At 66.5% G+C, this 20,152-nt stretch carries 17 protein-coding genes; 11 read left to right on the top strand and 6 right to left on the bottom strand.

Annotated features, from left to right (window positions below; translation table 11 throughout):
- Positions 1-182 precede the first annotated feature (182 nt).
- The 4 genes from BO996_RS17745 to BO996_RS17730 all read left to right on the top strand — a co-directional run bounded on the left by BO996_RS17745 (position 183) and on the right by BO996_RS17730 (position 5,094).
- The gene (locus tag BO996_RS17745; protein WP_013802370.1) at positions 183-665 is read left to right on the top strand and encodes an Hcp family type VI secretion system effector; all 483 of its coding nucleotides are present in this window, start codon (positions 183-185) and stop codon (positions 663-665) included.
- Positions 666-1,479: 814 nt separating this feature from the next.
- A complete protein-coding gene (locus tag BO996_RS17740) occupies positions 1,480-2,217 on the top strand; it encodes a GntR family transcriptional regulator (RefSeq protein ID WP_013802371.1) in 738 nt (245 codons plus the stop codon).
- A gap of 223 nt (positions 2,218-2,440) precedes the next feature.
- Positions 2,441-3,271 (top strand): flagellar filament capping protein FliD, encoded by an 831-nt coding sequence (gene fliD / locus BO996_RS17735; protein ID WP_071955970.1) that lies wholly within the window; start codon positions 2,441-2,443, stop codon positions 3,269-3,271.
- Positions 3,272-3,312: 41 nt separating this feature from the next.
- Positions 3,313-5,094, top strand: a complete 1,782-nt coding sequence (locus BO996_RS17730; protein ID WP_071955969.1) for a methyl-accepting chemotaxis protein — start codon at positions 3,313-3,315, stop codon at positions 5,092-5,094.
- Between the two features lie 46 nt (positions 5,095-5,140).
- Here BO996_RS17730 and BO996_RS17725 read toward each other — a convergent pair whose 3' ends face one another.
- On the bottom strand, positions 5,141-5,548 hold the full coding sequence (locus tag BO996_RS17725; protein ID WP_071955968.1) for a hypothetical protein: 408 nt from the start codon (positions 5,546-5,548) through the stop codon (positions 5,141-5,143).
- 106 nt (positions 5,549-5,654) lie between these two features.
- Complete coding sequence (locus tag BO996_RS17720) at positions 5,655-6,044, bottom strand: hypothetical protein (protein WP_013802375.1); 390 nt, start codon at positions 6,042-6,044, stop codon at positions 5,655-5,657.
- A gap of 217 nt (positions 6,045-6,261) precedes the next feature.
- Here BO996_RS17720 and BO996_RS17715 point away from each other — a divergent pair, with 217 nt between their 5' ends.
- Genes BO996_RS17715 through BO996_RS17700 form a run of 4 tightly spaced genes read left to right on the top strand, consistent with a single transcriptional unit; the run spans position 6,262 to position 12,473 of the window.
- Positions 6,262-9,801, top strand: a complete 3,540-nt coding sequence (locus tag BO996_RS17715) for a response regulator (RefSeq protein WP_013802376.1) — start codon at positions 6,262-6,264, stop codon at positions 9,799-9,801.
- Between the two features lie 39 nt (positions 9,802-9,840).
- A complete protein-coding gene (locus BO996_RS17710) occupies positions 9,841-10,680 on the top strand; it encodes a CheR family methyltransferase (protein WP_071955967.1) in 840 nt (279 codons plus the stop codon).
- Positions 10,680-11,294, top strand: a complete 615-nt coding sequence (locus BO996_RS17705) for a chemotaxis protein CheB (protein ID WP_034393833.1) — start codon at positions 10,680-10,682, stop codon at positions 11,292-11,294. The genes BO996_RS17710 and BO996_RS17705 overlap by 1 nt, the downstream gene beginning before the upstream one ends.
- A 48-nt stretch (positions 11,295-11,342) precedes the next feature.
- The gene (locus BO996_RS17700; protein WP_034393830.1) at positions 11,343-12,473 is read left to right on the top strand and encodes a hybrid sensor histidine kinase/response regulator; all 1,131 of its coding nucleotides are present in this window, start codon (positions 11,343-11,345) and stop codon (positions 12,471-12,473) included.
- A gap of 49 nt (positions 12,474-12,522) precedes the next feature.
- Here BO996_RS17700 and BO996_RS17695 read toward each other — a convergent pair whose 3' ends face one another.
- From BO996_RS17695 to BO996_RS17680, 4 genes are all read right to left on the bottom strand, one after another.
- Positions 12,523-12,891, bottom strand: a complete 369-nt coding sequence (locus BO996_RS17695; protein ID WP_012205652.1) for a response regulator — start codon at positions 12,889-12,891, stop codon at positions 12,523-12,525.
- A gap of 184 nt (positions 12,892-13,075) precedes the next feature.
- Positions 13,076-13,891, bottom strand: coding sequence for a metallophosphoesterase family protein (locus BO996_RS17690; RefSeq protein WP_071955966.1), 816 nt, complete (start codon positions 13,889-13,891; stop codon positions 13,076-13,078).
- 23 nt (positions 13,892-13,914) lie between these two features.
- Entirely contained in the window at positions 13,915-14,922 is a 1,008-nt protein-coding gene (locus BO996_RS17685; RefSeq protein WP_071955965.1) for a diacylglycerol/lipid kinase family protein, read from the bottom strand.
- Positions 14,923-15,079: 157 nt separating this feature from the next.
- Positions 15,080-17,713, bottom strand: a complete 2,634-nt coding sequence (locus tag BO996_RS17680; protein WP_071955964.1) for a bifunctional diguanylate cyclase/phosphodiesterase — start codon at positions 17,711-17,713, stop codon at positions 15,080-15,082.
- 440 nt (positions 17,714-18,153) lie between these two features.
- On the opposite strand from BO996_RS17680, the gene BO996_RS17675 reads away from it, so the two are divergent.
- From BO996_RS17675 to BO996_RS17665, 3 genes are all read left to right on the top strand, one after another.
- Positions 18,154-18,636: a YjfI family protein gene (locus BO996_RS17675; RefSeq protein WP_232240360.1), complete on the top strand. Its 483-nt coding sequence runs from the start codon at positions 18,154-18,156 to the stop codon at positions 18,634-18,636.
- A gap of 41 nt (positions 18,637-18,677) precedes the next feature.
- Positions 18,678-19,388, top strand: a complete 711-nt coding sequence (locus tag BO996_RS17670) for a PspA/IM30 family protein (RefSeq protein ID WP_012205647.1) — start codon at positions 18,678-18,680, stop codon at positions 19,386-19,388.
- 74 nt (positions 19,389-19,462) lie between these two features.
- Positions 19,463-20,131, top strand: a complete 669-nt coding sequence (locus tag BO996_RS17665; RefSeq protein ID WP_063326066.1) for a hypothetical protein — start codon at positions 19,463-19,465, stop codon at positions 20,129-20,131.
- Positions 20,132-20,152: the final 21 nt, after the last annotated feature.

Genomic DNA, 20,152 nt, shown 5'->3' with positions numbered 1-20,152 from the left:
TCAATACATTCCTTGACCATCCAGGGTATGCGCCGCACTGATCTGAATCACGTGTTAAGTGAATCGGTTTCGTGCGCTCTACCCGAGAGTGGTTTCCCCTTTGTTCGCGTGTGAACTATCCGATGCAATCAGGCTATTGGGTTGCATGCGAACGTTTAATCCATTAGTTCGAGAGGTGTGCAATGTCCGTTGATATGTTCATGAAGGTCGAGGGCGCCAGTGGCGAGTCCCAGGATTCCAACCACAAGGGCTGGACCGACATCGACTCCTTCACCTGGGGTGCTACCCAGCCCAACACCATGTCCAGCGGCGGTGGTGCCGGCGCCGGCAAGGTGAGCTTCCATGACCTGAACGTCATCGCCAAGGTGGACAAGTGCTACCCCGCCGTGCTCAAGCACTGCGCCACGGGCAAGCACCTGGGCCAGGTCGACATCTCGCTGTGCAAGGCCGGCGGCTCGCAGATCGAGTTCACCAAGATCACCCTGACCGACGTCATGGTGACGAACGTGACTGTCAGCGGCGCCAACTCCTCTGACACCGTGACCGTGAACTACTCGTTCCAGGCTGCCAAGGTCAAGACCCAGTACTGGGAACAGACCAACCAGGGCGGCAAGGGCGCCGAGAGCCAGATGGGCTTCAACATCAAGGAAAACCGCGAAGCCTGAGCTTCCTCCCGCAGCTGTGCTGCTGCGGCAACCCGCGTCGGACTCGTCTGGCGCGGGTGTTGCCGTGGACGTGCGGGAATATGGCCTCCATCTATCGATGGAGGCTTTTCAGTATGGAAAGCCGAAATCGGGCTGTTGGGGGAATATCAGAGATACGCGCCTTGAGGCCGCGTGGGTAACCGCGTGCCTGGCTGGTTTTTGTGTCATTTTTTTGACGTGGGCCAGCTTTCCATTCCTGTCAAAAGCTGAATGTCGTTAGGCTTGTCAATCTTTGACAAACACAAAAACCCATGGCTGCAGGCATGGGGAATCGACTTGCTCGCTGCACTATCAATGTGCAGAAAATTTCTGATAAAAATGGATTGCCGTGGATATGCGCAGGATTACCGCGCGTGGGTTCCTGTGTCTATTGATCAGGCACATTGAATGCCTGGTGCCGGGGCCTGCGAACCGTTGTGGTGCGTTTGGCCCGTACTGCGGCGAGTGGCGGAGCATACACGAACATCGGACGTTGTCGAGAATATTTTTGCCGGTCCAATTATTAAAACGCAATTCGTTTCTTTAATAAATTCCACTGCCAACTTGTGCACAAGAAAGAGTACTAAATGCGTGAATGGACCATTGCCCATTGCCGGCGTGCAAACCCGTCAGAGAGATTGCAGCAGCAATCGGCGTATACCCTGTCACCGTCCGCAAATCTGCCCGGTGCCGCAGGCATGGCTTCGCTCTTTTCCTCCGCCTTGAGCCGGGTCCTGGCTGGCCTTGGCTGTCGCCAACGGCAGGGGCGGTGTTCTCCAACCGGCATGGCAGTCGCATGAGCATCGCGGTTGCCTCCCCGCCCGTGTGCGAGACGCGCCAGGGGCCTGCAAGCAGCGCGCACTCGCTGGCCGCGCAGATCTACGCTTGCCTGAAGAACGACATCTTCGACTTCCGCCTGCTGCCCGGCGACCGCTTCAGCGAGGGCGAAATCGCCACGCGCATGCAGGTCAGCCGCACGCCTGTGCGCCAGGCGCTGTTCTGGTTGCAGCGCGATGGCTATGTCGATGTGCATTTCAAGAGCGGGTGGCAGATCAAGGCCTTCGACTTCAAGTACTTCGAGGATCTCTATGAGGTGCGAACCCTGATGGAGACCAGCGCCGTGGCCAGCCTGGTGGGCGAATCGCTGAAGTCATTGCAGCCGTTGCGCGAGGTCTGGTGCGTGCCCGAGGAGCAGCGCGAGACCGACCCCGCCGTGGTGGCCTCGCTGGACGAGGCCTTCCATACCGGCCTGGTGGCCGCGACCGGCAACCAGGAGATGGCGCGCATCCACCTGGACATCACCGAGCGCATCCGCATCATCCGGCGCCTGGATGTCATCAAGCTGCCGCGGGTCTCGGCAACCTATGACGACCATGCCGCCATCCTCGCGGCCATCGAGGCTGGCGATGCGGCGCGGGCCCAGTCCTGCCTGAGGGAGCACATCGCCGACAGCCGGGCCGAGGTCAAGCGCATCACGTTCTACATGCTGCAAACGGCGCGCGAGCGCTATGGCGCCCTGACGCAGATGGCCTGAGGGCCGCAATGTGTTGCTGGAGGGCCTCTTCGGAGGCCCTTTTTCATGGCCGGGCCGCTGCGGGAAGGCGGCGGACATCCGTTCCGGCGCAGCAAAGCCTTCAAGTCGTGGGCAAGGGGCCTGCTTTTCCCCGCATCGCTGCGGCGGCGTCCCGGTAGTCTTCCTGCCAAACCGTGGACGGGCCTCGCGCCCGCGCCATCTGCCAACTCACAGGGAAGAGAACATGAGCATCAGAACCGACAACCTGAACGTGCAAAGCCTGCTGGCCCGCGCCCAATCCAAGCTCAACAGCAGCACGACGCAGGCGGCTTCGGATTCGGCCGGCAAGAAGAGCGCTGCGGAGACCAGCGCCACCAAGACGGACAGCACCAAGACCGAGACCACCGAAGCGGAGAAGGTGCGCAAACTGGCACCGTCGCTGACCAAGGCGCACGAGCGCATTGCGGCCCAGGCCCAGGCGGGATCGACCTCGCTGTCGGCGTTGGGGCAGTTCAAGTCATCCCTGGTGGACCTGGCCTCGGCGGGCAAGGATGTGGCCGCGCTCTCGGCCACCAGCACCACCCAGTCGGTGCAAGGCGCGCTGGAAAAGCTGGTGGCGCGCTATAACTCCAGCGTTGCCAAGGGCAGCGTGAGCGCGGCGGCCGGTTCTTCCTCCGATGTGGGTGCCACCCGTGCCCTGCGCGAGTTGCGCTCGGCCATCATGAGTGTCACGGGCAGCGCGACCGCTCCCAGCCTGGGCAAGCTCGGCATCGTCCAGCGCCAGGACGGCACGCTGGCGGTGGATGCCAAGGCCCTGGAAAAGTCCATGGCCGCCGATGCCGCAGGCGTGACCTCGGCCCTGGCCGGCATTGGCAAGGCGGTGGAGAGCAGCGCCAACTCTGCGCTGTCCACGGGCAGCCGCCTCAGCTCGTCCATGGCCAGTCTGGGTGACCGGGTCAAGACGCTGCAGCAGCAGCAAAGTGCGGTGGTTGCCACGGCCGAGAAGCTGGGCGATTCCCTGGTCGGTTCGGCCAACTGGAACCGCATGGTGCTGGACGCCTACCTCAAGAACTGATTTCAGCACCATCCCCGCCCTGCATCCTGCTCCCGGAAAACATGAAAAACCTGCGCATCGGCCTCCGTCTCGGAGGCGGCTTCACCATTCTTTTGCTGATCATGCTGTTGATCAGTGTCACCAGCATCGTCAGCATGGGGCACATGGCCCGCTCGACCACGGAAATCACCGAGGTGGCCCTGGCCAAGGAGCGGATGATCAGCGACTGGTTCCGCAACATCCACTCGGGCTCGCGCCGGACCACGGCCATCGCCAAGAGCAGCGATCCTTCGCTGGCCACCTTCTTTGCCGAAGACGCGGCCGAGTCCTCGCGCCAGTCGGGCAAGCTGCAGGACCGCATAGAGCCGCTGCTGCAGACGCAGGAAGAAAAGGACATCTGGGTCGAGATCAAGAAGGCGCGCGCCGGCTACCTGGCGGGTCGCGACGTGGTGACCAAGGCCAAGGCCGAAGGCCGTGCAGAAGATGCCGAGCGCCTGTTCACCCAGGAGTACCAGCCCGCCACGCAGCGCTATATAGAGATCGTGCAGCGCCTGCTGGACATGCAGCGCGCCGCCATAGACAGCTCCGCCGGTGAAGTGCAGGTGCGCTTTTCTGCCAGCCGCGCCACCATCATCGCCGTGGTGTCCCTGGCCGTGGTGCTGGGCGCGCTGGCCGCATGGTGGATCACGCGCGGCATCACCGGGCCGCTGGCCGAAGCCCTGCGCGTGGCGCGAACCGTGGCCAACAACGACCTGACCAGCCGCATCACCGTTGATTCGCGCGACGAAACCGGCCAGTTGCTGCAGGCGCTGCGCCAGATGAACGACAACCTGGCCCAGGTCGTGGGGCAGGTGCGCTCGGGTGCGGACAGCATCGCCACGGCTTCGGGCGAGATCGATGCGGGCAACCAGGACCTGTCCTCGCGCACCGAGCAGCAGGCCAGCTCGCTGGAGCAGACGGCTGCCGCCATGGAGGAGCTGACCAGCACGGTCAAGCAGAACGCCGAGAACGCGCGCCAGGCCAATCAGCTGGCCGCTTCGGCATCGCAGACTGCGGTGCAGGGCGGCAAGGTGGTGGCGGGCGTGGTGGACACCATGGGCGGCATCAGCGAGTCCAGCCGCAAGATTGCCGACATCATCGGCGTCATCGACTCCATTGCCTTCCAGACCAACATCCTGGCGCTGAACGCGGCCGTGGAAGCGGCGCGTGCCGGTGAGCAGGGCCGTGGCTTTGCCGTGGTGGCGGGCGAGGTGCGTGCGCTGGCCCAGCGCAGCGCCTCGGCGGCCAAGGACATCAAGGACCTGATTGCAGACTCCGTGTCCAAGGTGGACGCGGGCACGCGCCAGGTGGCCGAGGCTGGCCGCACCATGGACGGCATCGTGCAAAGCGTGCAGCAGGTCAGCGACCTGGTGGCCGAGATCACGGCCGCCAGCCAGGAGCAAAGCAGCGGCATCAACCAGGTGCACCAGGCGATTTCGCAGATGGACACGGTGACCCAGCAGAATGCCGCGCTGGTCGAGGAGGCAGCAGCTGCGACCGGCTCGCTCAAATCCCAGGTGAATCAGCTGGCGGCGGCCGTGAGCGTGTTCCGCATCGACGGCGTGGCGCCGGCCCGTGCAGGAGCAGCTTCGTCTTCAGTACCTGCCGCGCGCGCGCCCTCTGCGGCAGCGCCCATGCGTCCTGCGGCCAGACCGCTGGCCGCGTCCGCCCCAGCTGCCGGCACTGCACCCGCTGCTGCCCCACGCAGCGCATCTGCTGCCCCAGCTCCCGCCGCAAAGCTGCCTGCCGCCAGGCAGACCGTGGCGGCCAAGGGCAATGACGACGGGGACTGGACTTCGTTCTGAGTCCGCCCGGCTCCGGTTGAGTTCTGCCGGGTTTGGCCGAGTTCAGCTACTTGGGGGCGCCCAGTTGGTACTTGGAGCCCTCGCCCTGGCCATCGGTGATGGCGGCGGCCTGGCCAGCGGCAGGGTTCACGCCGCCGGCATCTTCCTTGTTCGTGGCTCCTGCGCCGCTTGCGGGCTCCGATGCCTTGGCGGGCAGGGGAGTGGCTGGCGGCAGGGGCTCGTGCGGATCCCCCTTGGCATGGGGCATGACCTGCTCGGCCATGATCACGGGCTGGCCCAGCAGGGGCTTGTCCGGCGGGGGCTGGTTGAAGCGCGGCACTTCGGCCATGGGAAATCCCGCGCGCGTCGACGAGGCCTCGCCCGAGCAGGCGGCCAGCGTCAGCAAAGAGGTTGCGGCGACGCCCAGGGCCAGCCGTCTGGCGAGTGTCGTGGCCTGCACAAATTCATGGGGCATGGTTGTTCTCCGATGTCGATCTTCCGGCCGACATGCTCCCATGTGTCCAGTACTTGTGGCGTAGGTCCATGCCGGATTCCCGGTGACAGGCCACCGCAATCCTTGCTCAGGGCTGGCTGCCGCTGGCCTTCCACGATCCATCGGACTGCTTGCAGAACCAGAAGCGCCAGTTTTCCGAGGTCTTTTTCAGGCGCACGTCGGCCGACAGCAGGCGGCAGCTTCCGGCCGAGCCGGTCTGCACGGTCTGCTGCGGCTGCAAGGCCATCGTCACGCGCTGGTTGGTACGGTTCGGGCGGCTGGTCCATTCGGTCACGGAGCCGTCGGCGGCCTCGTTGAGCACCTTGGCCACGGCGGCCTTCGCGTCGGGCAGGTCCCTGGCGGGAATGCGTGCGGCGATGGTGTCGTTGAGGAAGATCAACGCTGCGGCATTGGCGCTGGTGGACACCAGCGAGGCGGCGGCGGCCAGCGATGCGACGGTGAGGGCAAAGGTTTTCATGCAATGGTTCCTGGAGTGTGGGCCGACGACCGCAGCGGGATGTCGGAAGGAAGGTATCGGGCCATGTTAACGGCTGCCGTGGTGGCGCCGGGCGTCGCGCACCGCTGAAACCAACGCGGACTGCGGCCGAGTGTGGTCGAGTGCTGCCGAGGGCCGCGCAAAACCGTTACAGTCCCTGGCGGATTCCTTCGTCCATTTCCGCCAGAAATTCCACTGCATGCCACGATCTTCCAGCCACCAGACCACCCAGCGCTTTGCCATTCCATGGACGCTTGTTGCAGGCTTTGGTGCAGCGGCCCTGGCCACCCTGGTCATCGCCTTCGTCAATTTCCGGGCGTCCGAGGCGCGGGGCCAGGCCGTGAATGCCATGGACCGCACGACGCTGGCCATGCGCCAGCTCAGCCAGCTCAATGCCTCGCTCAAGGATGCCGAAACCGGGCAGCGGGGCTTTCTGCTGACGGGTGACCAGGCCTATTTGCAGCCCTACCAGCAGGCGCGCGATGTGCTGCAAAAGCAGCTGGAGGCGCTCAAGGCGCGCACGTCCAGCGACTCCGTCCAGCACCGGCTGCTGGACCAGATCGAGGACATCTCGACCCAGAAGCTGCGCGAGCTGCAGGAAACCATAGACTTGCGCAAGGCCGGCGACCTGGACGCCGCCATGGCCCTGGTGCGCCTGGACGTGGGCAAGAACGCCATGGACCGGCTGCGCGAGCTGATCGATGATCTCTACACCCGCCAGACCCGTGAGCTGGAGCAGCGCCGCCAGCTGTGGGTGGAGGCCTCCACCACCTCGACGTACTACTCCTGGGGCGGCTCCCTCATCTTGCTGGGCCTGATCCTGGCATCGGCCGCGCTGACGGTGCGCGAGTACCGCGTCAAGGCGCGCCAGTCGTGGGTGACGTCCGGTCTGTCCGGCCTGGGCCAGCAGTTGCAGGGCGACCGCCGGCTGGAAGACCTGGGCCAGAAGGCACTGGAATACCTGGCCACCTACCTGCGCGCCGAGGTGGGCGCCGGCTATGTGGTGGACTGCGCCGACGGCGGTCTGCGCCTGTTCGGCGGTTATGCCTTGCCGCGCGAGCGCCTGCAGCACAAGCTGCTGCCCGGCGAGGGCCTGGCGGGCCAGGCGGTCACCTCGCGCAAGCTGCTGCATGTCAGGGACGTGCCCGCGCAGCACCTGCCGATTTCCTCGGGCACCGGCCAGTCCAGCCCGTTGCAGCTGATGGTGGCGCCCGCCATGGAGAACGGCGAAGTGTTCGCCGTCATCGAACTGGGCTTTCTGCGCGGGGTGAGCGAGGCAGAGCGCAGCCTGCTGGAGCGGGCGTCCGAAATGCTGGCCGTGGCCATCCGCTCGGGCCTGGACCGTTCGCGCCTCGAGACCTTGCTGGAAGAAACGCGCCGCCAGTCGGAAGAGCTGCAGGCCCAGCAGGAAGAGCTGCGCGTGAGCAACGAGGAGCTGGAGCAGCAAAGCCGCATCCTGCAGGAGTCGCAGACGCAGATGGAGCACCAGCAAAGCGAGCTGGAGCAGACCAATGCCCATCTGGAGGAGCAGACCCAGCAGCTGGAGTACCAGCGCGAGCAACTGCTGCGCGCCCAGGGTGCGCTGACCGACAAGGCGCACGAGCTGGAGCTGGCCAGCCAGTACAAGAGCGAGTTCCTGGCCAACATGAGCCACGAGCTGCGCACGCCGCTGAACTCCACGCTGATCCTCGCCAAGCTGCTGGCCGACAACAAGCCCGGCAACCTGCAGGCCGATCAGGTCAAGTACGCACAGACCATTCATGCGGCGGGCAGCGACCTGCTGGCGCTGATCAACGATATCCTGGACCTGTCCAAGATCGAGGCCGGCCAGGTCAGCGTCCTGGTGGAGCCCATGACCATCGCCACCGCCTTGCAGGCGCTGATGGAGCCGCTGCGCCCCATCGCCCGCGAAAAAGGCCTGGAGCTGACATGGACGGTGGACCCCGGCGTGCCGGCCTCCATGCAGACCGACCCCATGCGGCTGGCCCAGGTGCTCAAGAACCTGCTGTCCAACGCGCTCAAGTTCACGGCCAAGGGCTCGGTCGAACTGCAGGTGTCCCGCGTGCCCGGGGGCATGCTGGCGTTTGCCGTGCGCGATACCGGCATCGGCATTGCCGAGCAGCAGCAGCAATTCATCTTCGATGCCTTCCGCCAGGCGGACGGCAGCACGCATCGCAAGTTCGGCGGAACGGGCCTGGGCCTGTCGATCTCACGTGACCTTGCCGGGCTGCTGGGCGGCACGCTGACCGTCTCCAGCACGCCGGGGCAGGGCAGCGTGTTCACGCTGACCGTGCCTGTGATCCTGGAGCTGGTGGAGCCTGGCCAGGCCTTGGCTGCCGCGCCGCTGCCCCGCCCGGCGCGGGAATCGCTGGCGAATGCGCAGACACAGACGCAGGTGCCGGTGTCATCGCCCGCGTCCGTGCCCGCCGTCGCCTCGGCCCATGTCGCGCCGGCTGCGCCCGCGTTCGCGCCGGCCATGTCGCCAGCCATGTCTGCGCCGATGCTGTCGCCTACCTCGTCCGCGGCGAATGCCCTGCGAAAGAGCGGGCAGAGCGGGCGCCGCATCCTCGTCATCGAGGACGATCTGCGCTTTGCCGACATTCTTTCCGAGCTCGCGCGCGAGATGGATTTCGAATGCGATGTGGCCAACACCGCGTCCGACGGCCTGGCCATGGCGGCAAGCAACCAGCCCAACGCCATCGTGCTGGACATCAACCTGCCCGATTTCTCGGGCCTGGGCGTGCTGGATCAGCTCAAGCGCAACCCCGTCACGCGCCACATTCCCGTGCACGTGGTCTCGGTGGCCGACTATTCGCAGGAGGCCATGGGACGCGGCGCCGTGGGCTACGCGCTCAAGCCCGTCAAGCGCGAGGAACTGGTCCATGCCCTGAAGCGGCTGGAGGCCAAGTTCACCCAGGACCTGCGCCGCGTGCTGGTGGTGGAGGACGACGAGCGCCAGCGCGAGAGCGTGCGCCACCTGCTCAGCCGCAGCGATGTGGACATCGTCTGCGCGGGCACGGCGGCGGCGGCGCTGGAGCATCTGCGCGGCGCCACCTTCGACTGCATGGTGATGGACCTGAACCTGCCCGACATCAGCGGCTACGAGCTGCTGCAGCGCATGACGGACCAGGACGATGTTTCCTTCCCGCCTGTCATCGTCTATACGGGCCGCGCGCTCTCGCGCGATGAAGAGCAGCAGCTGCGGCGCTTTTCCAAGTCCATCATCATCAAGGACGCGCGCTCACCCGAGCGCCTGCTCGACGAGGTCACGCTGTTCCTCCACCAGGTGGAGTCCGAGCTGTCGGCCGAGCACCGCCAGATGCTGCAGGTGGCTCGCAGCCGCGAGTCGGCGCTGGAAGGGCGCACGGTGCTGGTGGTGGAGGACGATGTGCGCAATGTGTTCGCGCTGTCCAGCATCCTGGAGCCTACGGGCATCCGCGTGGAGATCGCGCGCAACGGGCGCGAGGCGCTGGAAACCCTGGAAGCGCGGGGCACGGCGCAGGCCGGCATCGACCTGGTCCTGATGGACATCATGATGCCCGAGATGGACGGCTACACCGCCATGCGCGAGATCCGCAACCGCCCGCAATGGCGCCGCCTGCCCATCATCGCCCTGACCGCCAAGGCCATGAAGGACGACCAGGAGAAATGCCTGGCCGCCGGTGCCAACGACTACATCGCCAAGCCGCTGGACGTGGAGAAGCTGCTGTCGCTGGTGCGGGTGTGGATGCCCAAGTAGCAAGGAGGACGCGATGCCGCAGCTGAATAGGAGGACGCGATGCCTCAGCTGAAAAAAGCCCGCACCGCCGACATCGAGCAGCGCCTGCTGATCGACGCCATCTACCACCGCTACCACTACGACTTCCGGGGCTATGCCCAGGCCTCGCTCAAGCGGCGCCTGCAGTCGGCCCTGGTGCAGTTCGACTGCAAGACGCTGTCGCAGCTGCAGGACCGTGTGCTGCACGATACAAGCGTGTTCCCGGCCCTGCTCGAGTACCTCACGGTCCAGGTCAGCGACATGTTCCGCGACCCGACCTACTTCCGCTCCCTGCGCACCGAGGTCGTGCCGCTGCTGCGCACCTATCCCTCGCTCAAGGTCTGGGTGGCCGGCTGCAGCGCGGGCGAAGAGGTGTATTCGCTGGCCATCCTGCTGCATGAAGAGGGCCTGCTGGACCGCACCCTGATCTACGCCACCGACATCAATCCCCATGCGCTGCGCGCGGCGGAGCAGGGCGTGTTCGACATGGCGCGCGTGGCGGCCTTCACCGACAACCATGCGCGCTCGGGCGGGCACAGCTCGCTGTCGCACTACTACACGGCGCGCTATGGCCGTGTGGTCTTCGACAAGGGGCTGCGCGAGCACATGGTGTTCTCCGACCACAGCCTGGCCACCGACAGCGTGTTCGCCGAGATGCATCTGGTGTCCTGCCGCAACGTGCTCATCTATTTCGAGCGCGAGCTGCAGGACCGTGCGCTGGGCCTGTTCCGCGATGCGCTGTGCCATCGCGGGTTCCTGGGCCTGGGCTCCAAGGAGTCGCTGCGGTTTTCAGGGCATTCGGAGGCCTTCGAGGACTTCGTGCTCGAAGACCGCATCTACCGCAAGAGGCCCGGGCTGTGATGCCCGCGACCACGAACACACCCGCCTCCGACGCCGCCACAGCCTACGAGGCCATCGTGATCGGCGGCTCGGCCGGCGCGCTTGATGCGCTGTCCGTGGTGCTGCCCACGCTGCCCGCCAGCCTGCGCGCTTCGGTGCTGGTGGTACTGCACCTGCCGCGCGACCGGCGCAGCCTGCTGGGCCAGCTTTTCGGGCCGCGCTGCGCCCTGCCGGTGCGCGAGGTGCAGGACCAGCAGTGGCTGGAGCCGGGCTGCCTGTACTTTGCGCCGGCCGACTACCACCTGCTGGTGGACAGCGGTCCCAGGCTGGCGCTGTCGCTGGATGCGCCCTGGCATTTTTCGCGGCCCTCGATCGATGTGCTGTTCGAGTCGGCTGCCGACTGCTATGGCGAGCGCCTGCTGGCCGTGCTGCTGTCTGGCGCCAACGAGGATGGCGCCCAGGGCATGGCCAGCGTGCACGCGGCCGGCGGCCTGGCCGTGGTGCAGTCGCCAGACAGTGCCGCAATGCAGACCATGCCGCGGGCGGCCCTGGCCCGCGTGCCACAGGCCCAGGTGCTGGCGCCGCAGGGCATTGCCGCCCTCATCGCATCGCTGCACGGCCAGGGGAGGCTTTGAATGTCCATTCAGCGCGCTCCCACCAGACAAAATACCGAGAGAGAATCCATGTCCCAAACAGATCGCGTCAAATGCCTGATCGTCGATGACATTGCCGAGAATCTGATCGCCATCGAAGCGCTGCTGCAGCGCGACGGCATCGAGTTCCTCAAGGCGCATTCCGGCCCCGAGGCGCTGGAGCTTTTGCTCGACCATGGCGATGTGGCGCTGGCCCTGCTGGACGTGCAGATGCCCGAGATGAACGGCTTCGAGCTGGCCGAGCTGATACGCGGCAGCGAGCGCACGCGCCACATCCCGCTCATCTTCATGACGGCCGGCTCGCGCGAGCACAACTGGCAATTCCGCGGCTATGAAAGCGGCGCCGTGGACTTTCTGTACAAGCCCATCGACCCGCACATGCTGACCACCAAGGCCAACGTGTTCTTCGAGCTTCACCAGCGCAAGCAGGCGCTGGCCCAGCAGCTGCAGGAGCGCACCGAGGCGCTGCGCATCAACGAGATGTTCATGGCCGTGCTCAGCCACGACCTGCGCACGCCGCTGCAGTCCATCAAGGCGGCGGCCACCGTGCTCACGCGCCAGCCCGATCCCGGCAAGGTGGCCAACATGGCCGAGCGCATGCTCAGCAGCAGCCAGCGCATGTCGCGCATGATCGAGGATCTGCTGGACGTGACCCGCATCCGCCAGGCAGAAGGCCTGCCGCTGTCGCCCCAGCCGGCCAGCCTGCAGACGCTGCTGCAGCGCACGCTGCAGGAGGTGGAGACGGGCTTCCCGGAGCGGCGCCTGGAAAGCGAGATGCTGGGCAATCTGGAAGGCATCTGGGATGGCGAACGACTGTGCCAGGTGCTGACCAACCTGCTGGGCAATGCCATGCACCACGGAGATCCCGCGCAGCCGGTGCAGGTGACGGCCGATGGCCGCCAGGACGATCGCGTGTCCATCACGGTGCGCAACGGCGGCACCATTCCCGCGGAACTGCTGCCCACGCTGTTCAACCCGTTTCGCGGTGGTGAACGCCGGCCCGGCCAGCACCAGGGACTGGGCCTGGGGCTGTTCATTGCGCACCAGATCGTGCGTTCGCACGGCGGGCGCATCGATGTGCGCTCCGCCGACGGAGTGACCAGCTTCAGGGTGGAATTGCCGCGCGAGGCGGCGGTGGGAGGCTCCAAGGCCGTGCTGTGACGGCGGGAGCCGGGAGCTGGGAGCCGGGGGGCGCGAAAGCGCGAACGCTTCAGTGGGCGGGGTTGCCGAGCGCTTCCTGGATGGAGTCCAGCAGCGTCTCCAGGTCCTCGATCTCGAAGGGCTTGAGCAGGGTCCGCACATGGGGCCCCCAGGCCGTGGGGTAGGGTCCCAGGTCGTAGCCGGAGCACAGGATGATCCAGCGCTGGGCATCGGCCTCCAGCAGCTGCCGCGCCAGGTCGGTGCCTGACAGGCCGGGCAGGCTGACATCGGAAACCACCACGTCGAAAGGCTGGGCCGCATCCAGTTCCAGGGCCTGCTCGGCGGTGGCGCAACTGGTCACGAAGCGTGATTCGCTCTCCATCAGCAGGCCAATGGTTTCGCGCAGGTCGGCATTGTCTTCAACGTACAGGATTCGCATATCTCTTTGTTGCAGTGCATCATGCTGCTATCAAAAAAGCAGCATTGACGAGGGCTGATCATCCACACCCTCGGGCGGCCATCGCGTAGGACAGCATGCAAACTTTTCTGCCGCCGCCTACGTGGAGCCGAGGCTGTGGATTGTGCAATACAACGAAGAACGCCAGAGCAAGGCTTGCGCGCGTTCAGCGGGTGGAGGCCTGCGGCGGGTCCAGAACATGCTTTTGAACGGGCAGGAATTCATCCGCCTGCCGTGAATAGTCCCAGCGCGTGAGCTCGCGGCGCCAAGCTGGGCCCTGTCCAGCCGAGTCCTCCTGCTGCTCCAGCGTGAAAAGGCTGTTGGGCGCATGCGCGCGCAGCCGCAGCGATACCGCAGTGCCCGCCTGCGCCGCCCACAGCCCCGGCAGCGGCTGGACCAGGCCGGGGTCATGTCCATGGCCTGACAGCACCAACTGCGCTCCGGCGTCGCGCCAGGCCGCCAGGGCCGTTGCCGCGCGGTGCGGGCGGTGGCTGCGGTCCTGCGCATGGGCGGCTGCCAGCGGGTGGTGGCTGACCACAATGCGCCAGTCGCCGGGGCTGGCCTGCGCCAGCCTTTGGGCCACCTGCCGGATCTGGCTGGCCGACAGGCTGCCGCGCTGGTGGCGCCACCAGCGCGTGGTGTCCACGCCAATCACGCAAAAGCCCTGCTCTGCGCACCAGGGCTGCAGTTCGGCGCTGATCCAGCGGGCGTAGCGATCGTGGGCATGGCCGCCCAGCCGCTCCCACCAGGCCAGCAACGGCAGATCGTGGTTGCCCGGCACAACCAGGCGGCGCGGTACGGGAAGGGCATCGAGAAACTCGCGCGCCTGGGCAAACTGCGCGGCCGTGGCACGCTGGGTCAGGTCGCCGGAGACCACCAGCAGCGCCACGGGCAGACGTGCGGCCAGTCTTGCCGCGGCGGCGCACACGGCCGTATCGTGGGCGCCGAAATGCAGGTCCGACATATGCATGAGCAAAGCCATGGGCGTTCCTTGTCCCTTGCTGATCAGGAGGAGGGCCCGGCCTCGCCCGGCACGACCAGCCACAGCGGCTTCTCGCCCAGGCGAAAACGAATGGGCGGAGCCATCCATTCGCGCTCGCCATCAAAGGCCACCTTCAGGCGCCGCGGGCGCCGGCCTGCGGGCTCTGCCACCAGCTCGGTGCAGGCCAGGCTGGCCACCGCATCGTCCTGCGCCAGCCGTCCCAACACGGCATTCCAGACCACGCGCGCCGGGGCCTCGCTGGCCTGCGGCAGCAGCAACACGGCGGCCAGATGCTGGCCGTCGGCCACGGCGCGGGCTTCGGCAATGCCCACGCGCTCCAGCTGCATCGGGTTGTTGCCCACGAACAGTGTGCTGGCCAGGTGCTCCTGCTGCTGCAGCGGCGCCTGGCGGTCGGAGCGCAGGGTGATGCGCCAGCGGCGCGCGCTGCCACCGCGAAGAATGCTCCAGATGGAGGCCGCAATGGCCACCAGCCGCGTGCGGCCAAAACGTGTGGACGCGCGCTCGCGTTCGTCCAGCAGGCGCGGGTACAGGCCCAGGCTGGCGTTCACCAGAAACAGCCGTTCGTTGACCAGGCCCACGTTCACGGGCCGCATCTGGCCGGCCTGCAATGCCTGAAGAATGTCCTGCACGGCCTGGGCGGGGTCCAGCGACAGCGCCTGCTCGCGGGCGAAGTAGTTGAAGGTGCCCAGCGGAACCACGCCCATGGGCACGCCCCGCGCCCAGGCTGCGGCGGCCACCGCATTGATGGTGCCGTCACCGCCGGCGGCCACGACCAGGCCGCCATCCTGGCTGGCCCTGTCCACGGCGCGGGCGGCCAGGTGCACGATGTCGGCGCGTGCGCCAGGCACATGCCACTGCACGCTGCGCTGCTGCAGCGCGGGCACGCTGGTGAGGCGGGCGCGCAGCTGTTCCAGGTCGGCGCCTGGGCGCAGGGGCACGATCAGGTGGATGGGGCCGGCGGGGTCCAGACGGGGCGGGGGCGGCTGGCTCTCGGAATAGGTGGGCGTCATGGAAGGCGGGAGGCTGGAACAGGCGCCGATTGTTTCGTGGATTGCACCTGCATGTGCACCGGATCATGCAAGCGGCACACGTCAGCCAAAGCCGACAGGCAGGGCACCACAAGGCGGCAGCGGCTCACCAGCGGCTCGTCAGCGTCTCACTGGTGGCTCACTCGGGCCAGGGAGAGCGGTACTTCAGCATCTGCGCCAGCGGCACGGGCCGCTCGAACAGATAGCCCTGTGCATGCTCGCAGCCCAGGGCATGCAGCAGCCTGGCCTGGGCCTGCTCCTCCACGCCTTCGGCCACGACCTTGACGCCAAAGCCCTGGGCGATGCGCAGCACGGCGGTCACGATGGACTTGTCGGATTCGGACTCCGGCAACTGGCCGACGAAGCTCTGGTCGATCTTGATGCAGTCAAAGCGCAGGCGGCTGAGATAGGCCAGGGAGGAGTAGCCCGTGCCGAAGTCGTCAATGGCGATCTTCACGCCCAGCGCGCGGATGGCGGCAATGCGCTGCAGCGTGGCGTCGCTGTCGTCCAGCAGCATGGACTCCGTCAGCTCCAGGGTCAGCAACCGGGCGGGCAGGCCGCTGGTGGCCAGTGCCTGCTCCAGCGTGGAGGCGAAGTCTGACTGGATGAGCTCGCGTGCCGACATGTTGACGTGCAGCTCGAAGTCGGCGGGCAGCCGGGGCAGGTGGGAGGCGATGTCGTGCGCCGCCGTGCGCAGCACCCATTCGCCCACGCTCAGGATCAGGTCCGACTCCTCGGCCACCGGAATGAAGACGCCGGGCGGCACCATGCCGCGCGTCGGGCTGTTCCAGCGCACCAGGGCCTCGGCGCCGACCATGCTGCCCGTGGCCAGGTCCACCACGGGCTGGTAGAACACGCGCAGCTCGTTGCGCTCCACCGCCTGGCGCAGCTCCATGGCCAGTTGCGTGCGGCCCAGCATCTTCTGCGCCAGGCTGGGCTCGAACAGCAGGAAGGGGTGCGAGCCGCGCTGCGCCTCACCCAGCGCAATGCTGGCGTTGCGCAGCCACTCGGGCAGCGCGCCCGGCAGCAGCTCGCCGCTGACGGCGCCCGCGCAGGCGCGCAGCACGATGTCGTCCTTGCCCACGGAAAATGGCTGGTCGAAGATTTCCAGCAGGTGGCGGCATTTGTCCTGCATCTGCTGCGGCGTGCAGTCATGCAGCCACAGCATGGCGAACTCGTTGCTGGCCGTGCGCGCCAGCAGGGCAGGAAACTGCAGATGGTGGTTGCGCAGCCGCTCGGCCACGGCCCGCAGCAACTGCTCGCCCGTGCCGTGGCCCACATCGTCGCGGACGCTGCGGAAATTCTGCAGCTCCAGCAGGCACAGCGCGGCAGGGCAGGGCGTGTTGGCGGCTGCCGCCGCATCGGCCTGCTCGATCAGGCCGGCGCGCGTGAGCAGCTGCGTCAGGCTGTCGTACTGCAGCAGGGCGCGCATGTGCTCGAAGGACTCCTGCAGCCGCTGTGCCATGTTGTGGAAGGCCGAAACCAGGGACGATGTCTCGACCAGGGACGTATCCGGCAGCGCCCCTACCGCGCTCCAGTCGCCCTTGGCCAGGCGGTTGGCCGCATCGGCCGTCACCGCCAGGGGGCGCAGCGCCCGGCGCAGGCACCACACGCCCAGCCCCAATCCCAGCAAGGCCAGGCCGAAAGCGAGGACCAGCGCATGGCGGCTGTCCGCCCGCATGCTGCTGACCAGATCGGATTCCGGCTGCAGCACCAGGATCCGCCAGTCGATGCCGCGTCCATCGTGGAATGCGGTGACCTGGCCGTGGTAGATCTGCCCCTGTTCCTTGAAGCTCAGGTTGATGGTGTTCTGGGGGGCCGCTGGCGCCGACGGATCCGCGCTCAGATGCGCAGGCAGCAGGGCGGCCAGGCTACGCAGCGCAAGATCGGGACTTTCGGACAGCCGCAGGCGCACGGGTGGGTCATAGGGGCCTTCGCGCCGTTTCAGCACCGACAGCTCGGACGAGTGCGCCACCATGTAGCCCTGTGCGTCGACCACGGCGATATGGCCGTTGCCACGCAAGGGCTCGTCGCGCAGAAAGCGGTTCATGCTGCTCAGCCGCACATCGGCGGCCACCACGCCGACCAGCTGGCCGGACACCCGCACGGACGTGGATGCGGAAATCGTGGTATCGCCGCGGTCGCCAGTCACCGTGTAGATGGGCGACCAGTGCGGGCCGTCTTTGTGGATGGCAGGCTGGTACCAGGGGCGCACGCGGGGGTCGTAGCCGGCAAGGCTGGACATGGGCGGGCCGGGCTCCAGCCCCTCGAAGATCTGCAGGGCGCCCTGGGTGCTGCGGTCCTGGAGAATCAGGCGGTAGCGGCCATCGGGCTCCAGCCGCACCCCCGTGTATTCGCCTTGTACGCCGCCAAAGCTCAACAGGCTGATCTGGTGGTGCTGGGCATACAGCTCGGTGAATGAGCGTGTCAGATAGCCATAGATGGGACGCAGGTCGCCGGGGGTGTAGAGCGCCTGCCGGGCCACGGTTTCGGCCAGGGCCTGCTGCACGCGCAGCGGGGTCTCCAGGTAATCGGCCAATTGGTGGCGCGTGGTGGTGGACAGGGAGTCCAGCAGCCGCAGGCTTTCGCGGTTGATGAGTTGGTCCACCTGGCGCTGCTGCCATGCCGCCAATAGCCCGGCCGTGACCACGAACACCGCTATGAAGGGGGCTGTGACTGCCGTGCGAAGTGAGAGCCTGAAGGCGGGCATGCAGAGGTTTCCGTAGCGTGCGCCGGGCAGCCAAGGGCCGGATCTGCCTGCGACAGCGGCCATTGTGCAGTGCCTTCGCAGCCCTGCGCCGCCGCCGCCGCAGTCCGCGCCTGGGCGCTCCCGTGGTTGATAGGAAAATTTGTTGATAAATGGTTTTCGGTAGAAAAAATGAATTCTTGATGGCGATTTGCCAGAACGCAAAGGCGGGCCGTGGCCTGCGCAAAGCCGGCCATTGCGCCACTCGGTTTACATATCCGTTTACAAATTGATCGTTATTACATGTAGACATCACATGTAATGACCGCTATGGTATCCGCATGGAACAAAAGACATCAGCCCATTACCAGCGCCTGCACCGGCAACGGCTGCGCGAACAGGGGCTGGTGAAAAAGGAGGTCTGGATTCTTCCAGAGTACGGCGCGGCATTGCAGCAATTGGAAAAGCAAATGCGCGTGCCGGGATTGCAACCGGGATCAATGGTTCTCATCCACAAGGAGGGCGGCATGGACAACAGCAGACAGGCATATCGGGATATTCACGCCTTGGCGGGCGATCTGCAGCAATCGGCACTGGTGCAGGGCGGCCGGCTCCATATCGAGGTGCTGGAAGGCGCAGACGCAAGTTTGCTGGTCAGCCTGCCAGAATTCGGCGATCTGCCGGTGCATGTGGCGCTCTCGGGCGACCAATTGGTGGTGGAGGCCTTTCTGTGGCCCGCCGACCAGGTGCACGACCGCGCCGGTCTCAACGAGCAAATGCTTCGCCTGCAAAAACTGTTTCCCTTCACCACGATGGCGCTGGAACCCCAGGCCCATGGCGGCGAGGGCTACGTGATGTTCGCCGCCCTGCATGCCAGCAGCAGCGAGGGCGACATCATTGCCGAGATCCTGACCCTGGCCGACAGCGTCATCCAGGCCACCGAGGCACTGGCCCACTACCTGACGCCGGTGCCCGCACCCTCATCCGCACCCGCATCCGCGCAGGCCTGACGCCCCGCCCGTTGAAGACACTGAGCCCCTAGGAGATCATCATGACCATCTGGAACAAGCTGGTGACAGCGTTGCGCGGCGCCGCCCACGAGGCCGGCGAGGCGGTGACCGACAGCCAGGCCCTGCGCATCCTGGACCAGGAAATCCGCGATGCCGACAGCGACCTGAACAAGTCCAAGGAAGCGCTGGCCGACATCATGGCCAAGCAAAAGCTGGCGGCCGGCAAGCTCAAGCAGACCCAGGAACGCATTGCCGAGTACGAGGGCTATGCCGTCAAGGCGCTGGACACCAGCGACGAGGCGCTGGCGCTGGAAGTGGCCGGCAAGGTTTCCGTGCTGGAGACACAGCGCGACGAAGAGCAATCCCAGCTGGACGCCTACACGCAAAGCGTGGAGCAGCTGCGCGTGGCCATACAGACGGCGCAAACGCATATCAAGCGCCTCAAGCAGCAGGCCGACACGGTCAAGGCCACGGAAAGCGTGCAGCGCGCCCAGGCCACGGTGGCCGGCCGCTACGCAGGCTCGCAGACGCGTGTGCAAAGCGCGCTGGATTCTCTGGAGCGCATCAAGCAAAAGCAGGCCGAGCGCGGTGCGCGCATGGAAAGCGCGGCCGAGCTGGCGCGCGACAGCAGCGAAGACGCGCTGGATGCCAAGCTGCGCGCTGCCGGCATCACGCCCCAGGCGGGCAATGCGCAGTCGGTGCTGGAACGCCTGAAGGCGCAGCGCGCCGCAACTGGCGGAAAAAACGCTTGATGCGCGGCCGTTGTCCAGGCAGGCACTGCCAGGCCTGCCGCCTCGGCTGCCGGATTTGAGGGGAGGGGAAAAACATGTCTGCGTTCCTGCAATACGCGTTTGGCTTTCCGACTTTCATCTTTGGCGCCTTGCTGCTGTTCATGCTGCTGTACTGGCTGATCGCCATGCTGGGCCTGCTGGAGGTGGACTCGCTGGACCACTGGGTGCTGTTCGACGGCAGCGACCATGCGCACGGCGTGGAGCATTCGGTCAGCGCGCTGGCCGGGCTGCTGCTCAAGGTGGGCCTGGGCGGCATTCCGCTCACGGTCATCCTCACCGCGCTGTTCCTGATGTCCTGGCTGGCCTCGTATGTGCTGTGCCATTTCGTGCCCATGCCCCAGGGCTGGACCCTGGTGAACCTGCTGACCGGCTCCCTGGTGGCTGCGGCAGCCATGGTGCTGGGCTTTGCCGCCACCGTGCTGCTGCTGCGCCCGCTGCGGGGCATCGTCAACAAGGTGGCGCCTGCAGAGGAGCCCAAGGTGCTGCTGGGCCGCGCCGGCCTGGTGCGCAGCGCCGTGGTGGACGGCACGCAGGGCTACGGCAGTGTCGAGGACGGCGGCGCGGGCCTGAACGTGCAGATGCGCTCGCCCGAGCGCGCACTGGGCCGGGGCACCGAGATCGTGCTCATCGAGCACCTGCCCGAGCACAACGCCTGGCGCGTGGTCAGCAAGGCCGAGTTCGACGGCACCGAGCTGCCGCGCTAGTTCCGGGATTCCCACAAGGCC

Origin of the sequence: Delftia sp. HK171 (genome assembly GCF_001886655.1) — a bacterium.
Taxonomy (GTDB): Bacteria; Pseudomonadota; Gammaproteobacteria; order Burkholderiales; family Burkholderiaceae_C; genus Comamonas; species Comamonas acidovorans.
This window is presented reverse-complemented; position numbering and strand designations above follow the sequence as displayed.

Excerpts from the sequence above, each read along its gene's own strand:
- BO996_RS17725 (WP_071955968.1), bottom strand. The coding sequence starts at position 5,548 with ATGCCCCATGAATTTGTGCAGGCCACGACACTCGCCAGACGGCTGGCC.
- BO996_RS17710 (WP_071955967.1), top strand. The coding sequence starts at position 9,841 with ATGCCTCAGCTGAAAAAAGCCCGCACCGCCGACATCGAGCAGCGCCTG.
- BO996_RS17745 (WP_013802370.1), top strand. The coding sequence starts at position 183 with ATGTCCGTTGATATGTTCATGAAGGTCGAGGGCGCCAGTGGCGAGTCC.
- BO996_RS17670 (WP_012205647.1), top strand. The coding sequence starts at position 18,678 with ATGACCATCTGGAACAAGCTGGTGACAGCGTTGCGCGGCGCCGCCCAC.
- BO996_RS17700 (WP_034393830.1), top strand. The coding sequence starts at position 11,343 with ATGTCCCAAACAGATCGCGTCAAATGCCTGATCGTCGATGACATTGCC.
- BO996_RS17715 (WP_013802376.1), top strand. The coding sequence starts at position 6,262 with ATGCCACGATCTTCCAGCCACCAGACCACCCAGCGCTTTGCCATTCCA.
- BO996_RS17665 (WP_063326066.1), top strand. The coding sequence starts at position 19,463 with ATGTCTGCGTTCCTGCAATACGCGTTTGGCTTTCCGACTTTCATCTTT.
- BO996_RS17695 (WP_012205652.1), bottom strand. The coding sequence starts at position 12,891 with ATGCGAATCCTGTACGTTGAAGACAATGCCGACCTGCGCGAAACCATT.
- BO996_RS17685 (WP_071955965.1), bottom strand. The coding sequence starts at position 14,922 with ATGACGCCCACCTATTCCGAGAGCCAGCCGCCCCCGCCCCGTCTGGAC.
- fliD (WP_071955970.1), top strand. The coding sequence starts at position 2,441 with ATGAGCATCAGAACCGACAACCTGAACGTGCAAAGCCTGCTGGCCCGC.
- BO996_RS17740 (WP_013802371.1), top strand. The coding sequence starts at position 1,480 with ATGAGCATCGCGGTTGCCTCCCCGCCCGTGTGCGAGACGCGCCAGGGG.
- BO996_RS17690 (WP_071955966.1), bottom strand. The coding sequence starts at position 13,891 with ATGGCTTTGCTCATGCATATGTCGGACCTGCATTTCGGCGCCCACGAT.
- BO996_RS17730 (WP_071955969.1), top strand. The coding sequence starts at position 3,313 with ATGAAAAACCTGCGCATCGGCCTCCGTCTCGGAGGCGGCTTCACCATT.
- BO996_RS17705 (WP_034393833.1), top strand. The coding sequence starts at position 10,680 with ATGCCCGCGACCACGAACACACCCGCCTCCGACGCCGCCACAGCCTAC.
- BO996_RS17720 (WP_013802375.1), bottom strand. The coding sequence starts at position 6,044 with ATGAAAACCTTTGCCCTCACCGTCGCATCGCTGGCCGCCGCCGCCTCG.
- BO996_RS17675 (WP_232240360.1), top strand. The coding sequence starts at position 18,154 with ATGGACAACAGCAGACAGGCATATCGGGATATTCACGCCTTGGCGGGC.
- BO996_RS17680 (WP_071955964.1), bottom strand. The coding sequence starts at position 17,713 with ATGGCCGCTGTCGCAGGCAGATCCGGCCCTTGGCTGCCCGGCGCACGC.